We start from the raw sequence: 6,534 nt of genomic DNA on the forward strand, positions 1-6,534 counted from the left end.
ACGGCGGCTACGGCCGGCCGGTCCGCCCGGCCGACCACGCCGCGGACGCCGCGGACGCCGCGTACGGCCACAGGACGAACTCCGGAGCACGGCCGGGGACGCCCACCGTGAGGAAGGGCCCCCCGGCGTCCGGACGATCGACGCGCTTCTCCGGGCCGAGCAGCTCCGTCCAGCGGTGTGGCGAGGGGCGGAAAAACGTCAGCGGCCTTGTGCCGCCAGCTCCTTGGCCGCCTCGGACAGGTCCTTCGCGGTGTCGATCGCGCGCCAGTAGGAGCCCTGGGGGATCGGGAAGCCGGCCAGGCGCCGTTCGCGCGCGAGACGCGGAAACGTGGTGCGCTCGTGGTCGCCGCGCTCCGGGAGCAGGTCGGTGAACTCGGGGGAGAAGACGTACACGCCCGCGTTGACCTCGAAGGCCGACGGCGGGGCCTCGATGAAGTCGGTGATGTGACCGAAGCCGTCCGTGCGCACCGCGCCCCACGGGATGCGCGGGCGGGCCAGGGCGAGGGTCGCGACGGCGTCCCGCTCGGTGTGGAAGTCGGCCATGTCGCGCAGCGAGAAACGGGTCCAGATGTCGCCGTTGGTGGCGTACCAGGACCGGTCCGGGTGCGGGAGGCGGGCGGCGGCGTACTTCAGGCCGCCGCCGCGGCCGAGGGGCTCCGTCTCGACGACGGTGGTGACGGAGAGGGGCAGGTCGGCGGTGTCCAGCCACTCCTGCAGGACCTCGGCGAGGTGACCGCAGGAGACCACCACGTCCGTCACGCCCTCCTCGGCGAGCCAGGAGAGCTGGTGGCCGATGATCGGGGTTCCCGTGCCGGGGATCTCGACCATCGGCTTGGGGCGGTCGTCGGTGTACGGACGAAGCCGGGATCCCTGGCCTCCGGCCAGGACTACGGCCTGTACGGGGCGGGCGACGGCACGCGGATCGGTCATGCCCGCACTTTACGCGGCGGTTGCGGAGGGTCCGGCGTGGGTGCGGGCCGACGCGTCATGGGGTGCCCCGTGTTGCCGTGCGCCGGGGGTGTTCGCACGGCCCGGCGCTTGCGGGGCGCCTTCCCCTGAGGGCGTCCCCCAGAGCCCACCCGTGTCGCTCTGCGGCACGACTGCCCGCGGAGGGCGGAGGGCGGAGGCGGCAGTGGTCAGCTGTTGGCCGTGGTGACTCCCGAGGCGAAGGAGGTGTCGCAGACCGGACGGGCGTAGGACTGGGCCTTGGTGGGGCCGTAGACGCGGACCGCCGCCTTGCCGAGGGCGCGGGCGATGGACGCGCAGTGCTTCGCCAGCGACGGGCGGTCGTTCACGGCCTGCTGGAGGTGGGTGAGCGCCACGCCCGGGTTCTCCTCCTGCAGTTCGACCAGCAGCTTGTCCCGCAGCACGTGTTGCGGCGCCCGGGCGTCGGCGCGGGAGGACACGCCGGAGGCGACCGTGAGCACGGGGCTCGAGGGGGTCCCCGACCAGTTGACCTGCGCGACCGCGAGCGTCCCGGAGAACACCAGGACGACGGGCAGGACGAAGGCGAGGGAGCGGCCGATCCGGCGGGCGGGGCCCTGGCCGCGACGCGTCTGACGGTTAGTGGAGTGCTTCACGCGAGTGAGGGTAGCGCCCGGTAGTGGAAAGAAAACATTCCGTCACCGTTACGGGGGACACGGAACCCGAAACTCCGGGCGGTGTGTTGACGTATGCCGTTCGAAACGAGCCGGTGTGCCGGGGTATGTGTCGACAACGCGAAGGGCCCCGCAGCGAACTGCGGGGCCCTTCCACGCGACAGCGTCAGTCGGACAGGCGCGCACCGGTCGACGTCGAGAACACGTGGGTCTCGCCCCCGCGCGGCACGACGTGCAGCACGCTGCCCTTCTCCGGGACGTCACGGCCGCCGACGCGGACGACGATGTCCTTGGACTCGCCGCCGAGCTGCGCGGTGCCGTAGACGAACGCGTCGGAGCCCAGCTCCTCGACGACGTTGACGGTGACGGCGACACCCTGGTCGGAGCCGGCGCCGGCCACGTCGAAGTGCTCGGGGCGGACGCCCACGGTGACGGTCTTGTCGCTGGTCGCGGAGAGCGCGTCACGCTGCACCGGCACCACCGAGTTGCCGAACTTCACACCGCCGTCGGCGACCGGGACCTCGACCAGGTTCATGGCCGGGGAGCCGATGAAGCCGGCGACGAAGAGGTTCGCGGGCTTGTCGTACATGTTGCGCGGGGTGTCGACCTGCTGGAGCAGACCGTCCTTGAGGACCGCGACGCGGTCGCCCATGGTGAGGGCCTCGACCTGGTCGTGGGTGACGTAGACGGTGGTGATGCCCAGACGGCGCTGCAGCGACGCGATCTGCGTACGGGTGGACACACGGAGCTTGGCGTCCAGGTTGGACAGCGGCTCGTCCATGAGGAACACCTGCGGCTCACGCACGATGGCGCGGCCCATCGCGACACGCTGGCGCTGACCACCGGAGAGCGCCTTCGGCTTGCGGTCCAGGTACTCGGTGAGGTCGAGGATCTTCGCGGCCTCCTCGACCTTCTGCCGGATCTCCGTCTTGTTGACGCCGGCGATCTTGAGCGCGAAGCCCATGTTGTCGGCGACCGTCATGTGCGGGTAGAGCGCGTAGTTCTGGAACACCATGGCGATGTCCCGGTCCTTCGGCGGCAGGTGCGTGACGTCGCGGTCGCCGATGCGGATGGCGCCGCCGTTGACGTCCTCGAGCCCCGCGAGCATGCGGAGCGAGGTGGACTTGCCGCAACCGGACGGGCCGACCAGGACGAGGAACTCGCCGTCCGCGATGTCGATCTCCAGCGCGTCGACGGCGGGCTTGGTGGAACCGGGGTAGATCCGGGTCGCCTTGTCGAACGTGACAGTGGCCATGGTGAATGGTCCCCTTCTACCGGCAGGAACGTGCCGGACGATCCGAGTAGGAAGGTGATGCCACGACGGGTGTTCCGTTGTGGTGTGGTCCACAGGGGTGAACTGGCACAGGACGGTACCGGGCGTTCATCTGCTTGTCAGTAGTTCCAGGGCTGTGAATTTCACGGAAACTTTCGACCGCCGGGATGACGGCCCGGTTGCGAGGGGGATCACCGCCCGGCCGCGTACCGGTCCGCCAGCACCCGCACCGCCGCCGCGACCGCCTCCCGCAGCCCCGCCGGGCCGAGCACCTCCGCCTCGACGCCGAGCCGCAGCAGATCACCGGTCGCCACCGCCTCCGACTCGACGGCCAGCTCCACCTCCACCCAGCCCCGCCCGTCCGCCGGCCCCGCGTCCGCGAGCGCCCGCACCCCCGCCGCCCCGCACTGCATCGGCAGCAGCTTCTGCCCGCGCGGTGACAGCCGCAGCCGGGCCGTGCCCTGCCGCGTCGCCTCCTCCAGCCGCCGGGAGGACTCCGTCCAGTACGCGGCCAGCTCGAAACCGGCGGGCCGGGTGAACCCCTCGCCGGTCTCCGTCACCGCCCGGAACCGCGACACCCGGTAGGTGCGCACCGTGTCCTCCGCCAGTGCCACCAGGTACCAGATGCCGCCCTTCAGCACGAGGCCCAGCGGGCGCACCTCCCGGTGCACCTCGCCGCGCCAGCGCCGGTAGTGGGTCCGGAGCACCCTGCGCTCCCACACCGCCCGCGCGATCGGCTCCAGGTACGGCACGGGGTCGGCGTCCCGGAACCAGGCCGGCGCGTCCAGGTGGAACCGTTCGCGCACCCGCCGCGCCTGTTCCGCCAGTTCGCCCGGCAGGGCGGCCTCCATCTTCAGCTGGGCGCTCGCCAGCACGGCGCCGAGACCCAGGTCCCTGGCCGCTCCCGGCAGTCCCGCGAGGACCAGCGAACCGGCCTCCGCGTCCGTCAGCCCGGTGAGCCGCGTGCGGTAACCCTCCATCAGGCGGTAACCGCCCTCCGGCCCGCGTTCGGCCCGCACCGGCACCCCGGAGGCGCCGAGCGCCTCGATGTCCCGGTACACGGTGCGCACCGACACCTCCAGCTCGGCCGCCAGCTCGGGGGCGGTCATCCGGCCGCGGTTCTGCAGCAGCAGGAGCAGGGAGAGAAGCCGGTCGGCGCGCACGGGAGCCATTGTCCCGCCGTACCTGACAGAAGGTGTCAGGTACGGCCGGAAGAGTGGAGGCACACCGTCGGCCACACCGAAAGGGAACACCCATGCCCACCACCAGGACCACCGGCCACTTCACCTTCGCCGACTGGAAGGAGAGCGCCGTCACCGGCGAGGACGGCCTCCCCCGGCTGGCGAACGCCACGGTCACCAACGCCTTCTCGGGCGGTATCGAGGCCGAGGCCACCACCTGCGACTACGCGATCACCTACCTGGCCGGCGAAGCCGGCGCCTTCGCCGGAATGGAGCTCGTCGCCGGCCGGGTCGACGGCCGCGCCGGCGCCTTCGTCCTGGAGGAGCGCGGCCGCTTCGAGGACGACGGCACCGTCCACTGCGGCTTCGAGGTCGTCGAGGGCTCGGGCACCGGGGAGCTGACCGGCCTGCGCGGCACGGGCGGGTTCACCTACCGGCACGGGGAGACGAAGGTGGCGTACACCTTCGAGTACGGTCTGGAGTGAGCGGGCGGGGTTCATCTCCTCCCCCAAGTGCGTGGCTCGGCGAAACCGGCTCTGTGTACAGTGGACCAGCCTTCGCGCGCGCCGCGCGGCGCCTCCTTAGCTCAGCTGGCCAGAGCAACGCACTTGTAATGCGTAGGTCGTCGGTTCGAATCCGACAGGGGGCTCAGTGACACCCCAGGTCAGTCCTGACCTGGGGTTCTTCATGCCGTACGGCCGCGCAGGCGGCGCGCGATCTCCAGGTCCGCCTCGTCCAGGGGGCGGCCCTCCTCGACCTCCCACAGGCAGTTCTGCAGCACCCGGCCGTACGTCCACGCGCGCGCCCGCGCGCGATCCAGGGCGAGGACGTCGGTCATGGCGTCGAAGCGCCAGGCGATGTCGTCGGCGTCGAAGTTGTTGGCGAGGGCGGGCCAGAGGTCGAAGCCGGGGTCGCCGGCCAGGGGTTTGGGGTCGATGGCGAGCCAGGGGGCGCGGTCCGCGGCGAGGACGTTCTCGTCGTGCAGGTCCCAGTGGAGCAGGCGGTCGCCGGGCTCGTCGGCGACCTCGCGCACGGCGGCGGCGCAGTCGGCGACGAGGCTGCGGGCGGCCGGGTCCGGGATGCGGTCCAGGGCCGCGGGGGTCCGCTCCAGCATGGACCGGGCGATGTCGCCGAGGCGGCGCATGCCGGCGGGGGCCGGGGTGGTGTGCAGGTGGGCGAGGAGGCGGGCGATCACCAGGACGCCCTCGTGCGCGTCGGGCCGGTGGGCGAGCATCCGGGAGGCGTCGAGGCGTTCCAGGAGCATGGTGCCGGTGGGTTCGTCGTGGTCGAGCAGGCGGACCGCCCCGTCGCCGTTCCACAGGCGCAGGGCGGTCGGTTCGCCCTCGCTCTCGTGGTCGCGGATCTGGAGCTTGAGCACCGCGGGGGTGCCGTCCGCGCGGTCGACGGGGAGGACCAGGGCGCTCACGCCGTGCATGGGCGTCCCGGTGACGCGCAGGTTCCAGCGGCGCAGGAAGGATGTGGTGAGGTCCGGGAGGGCGGCGATGAAGGCGCGGCCCGCCTCCTTGTTGTACTTCTCCTGGGTGGCGGCGAGTTCCGCGGGGACGTCGATCACCCCGTGCACGGTAGTGGCGCCCGCCACGGTTCCAGAACGACTTTTCCGGTCGTGCCCCCTGTTCTTCGGGGCCCGGTGGGCGGCGGCGGTCTCGGTGGGGGCGCGCGGTTCGGGGGTGCGGGCCGGGTCGGAGCCGTCCGCCCCGCGCGTCGTCCCGGGTCCGGGGCCGGTGTGACGTGCGCGGTGTCTTCGCGGGTCGGACGGGGTGTCAGTGCCGGGGTGCACCATGGGGCCATGGCGAGGAGAGCGGTGGGCGGTACGGGAGTGAAGGCGGCGCGCCGCCCGGAGCTGCGGTTGCCCGCGCTGGAGCGGTACGAGGGGGGTGGGCTGGAGCCGGACGGGGACTACGACGGGGTGGAGTTCCGGGAGGCCGACCTCACCGGGCAGGACGGCGGCGGGGCGCGCTTCATGGACTGCGCGCTGACGGAGTGTGTGCTGGACGGGGCGCGGCTGTCCCGGGCGCGGCTGCTGGACTCGGTGCTGGCCGGGGTCCGGGGCGTGGGCACCGATCTGGCCGGGGCGACCCTGCGCGACGTCGAGCTGACCGACGCGCGGCTCGGGGGGACGCAGTTGCACGGGGCGGCGCTGGAGCGGGTGCTGATCCGGGGCGGGAAGATCGACTTCCTGAACCTGCGCTCGGCCCGGCTCAAGGACGTGGTCTTCGAGGGGTGTGTCCTGGTGGAGCCGGACTTCGGCGGCGCCCGGCTGGAGCGGGTGGAGTTCGTGGACTGCGCGCTGAAGGACGCGGACCTGTCGGGGGTCACGCTGAAGGACGTGGATTTGCGCGGGGCCGCGCCGCTGGAGATCGCGCGGGGGGTGGACCGGTTGTCGGGGGCGGTGATCAGCACGGCCCAGCTGCTGGACCTGGCGCCGGTGCTGGCGGGGGAGCTGGGGATCGGGGTGGAGGGG

General features: G+C 72.5%; 7 protein-coding genes and 1 tRNA gene. 3 read left to right on the forward strand and 5 right to left on the reverse strand.

The features are described from left to right. Positions 1 to 198: 198 nt before the first annotated feature. From ADK41_RS27410 to ADK41_RS27425, 4 genes are all read right to left on the reverse strand, one after another. Complete coding sequence (locus ADK41_RS27410) at positions 199 to 930, reverse strand: nucleotidyltransferase family protein (protein ID WP_030829273.1); 732 nt, start codon at positions 928 to 930, stop codon at positions 199 to 201. A gap of 206 nt (positions 931 to 1,136) precedes the next feature. After that, positions 1,137 to 1,580 carry a hypothetical protein gene (locus tag ADK41_RS27415; RefSeq protein ID WP_030829270.1) on the reverse strand — a complete coding sequence of 148 codons (444 nt, stop codon included), beginning with the start codon at positions 1,578 to 1,580 and terminating at the stop codon, positions 1,137 to 1,139. Positions 1,581 to 1,764: 184 nt separating this feature from the next. After that, complete coding sequence (locus tag ADK41_RS27420) at positions 1,765 to 2,853, reverse strand: ABC transporter ATP-binding protein (protein WP_030829267.1); 1,089 nt, start codon at positions 2,851 to 2,853, stop codon at positions 1,765 to 1,767. 209 nt (positions 2,854 to 3,062) lie between these two features. Continuing rightward, entirely contained in the window at positions 3,063 to 4,043 is a 981-nt protein-coding gene (locus ADK41_RS27425) for a helix-turn-helix transcriptional regulator (RefSeq protein ID WP_030829264.1), read from the reverse strand. Positions 4,044 to 4,126: 83 nt separating this feature from the next. Between ADK41_RS27425 and ADK41_RS27430 the strand changes: the two genes are divergently transcribed. Next, a complete protein-coding gene (locus tag ADK41_RS27430; RefSeq protein ID WP_030829261.1) occupies positions 4,127 to 4,537 on the forward strand; it encodes a DUF3224 domain-containing protein in 411 nt (136 codons plus the stop codon). A 90-nt stretch (positions 4,538 to 4,627) separates the two neighbouring features. Then, positions 4,628 to 4,701: transfer RNA gene (locus ADK41_RS27435), tRNA-Thr, on the forward strand. A gap of 36 nt (positions 4,702 to 4,737) precedes the next feature. Here the strand turns inward: ADK41_RS27435 and ADK41_RS27440 are convergent. Then, positions 4,738 to 5,625 (reverse strand): aminoglycoside phosphotransferase family protein, encoded by an 888-nt coding sequence (locus ADK41_RS27440; RefSeq protein WP_078662024.1) that lies wholly within the window; start codon positions 5,623 to 5,625, stop codon positions 4,738 to 4,740. Between the two features lie 234 nt (positions 5,626 to 5,859). Here ADK41_RS27440 and ADK41_RS27445 point away from each other — a divergent pair. Further along, on the forward strand, positions 5,860 to 6,534 hold a 675-nt coding region (locus ADK41_RS27445; RefSeq protein WP_106979496.1), incomplete at its 3' end, for a pentapeptide repeat-containing protein.

Origin of the sequence: Streptomyces caelestis, from assembly GCF_001279005.1 — a bacterium.
Lineage (GTDB): Bacteria > Actinomycetota > Actinomycetes > Streptomycetales > Streptomycetaceae > Streptomyces > Streptomyces heliomycini.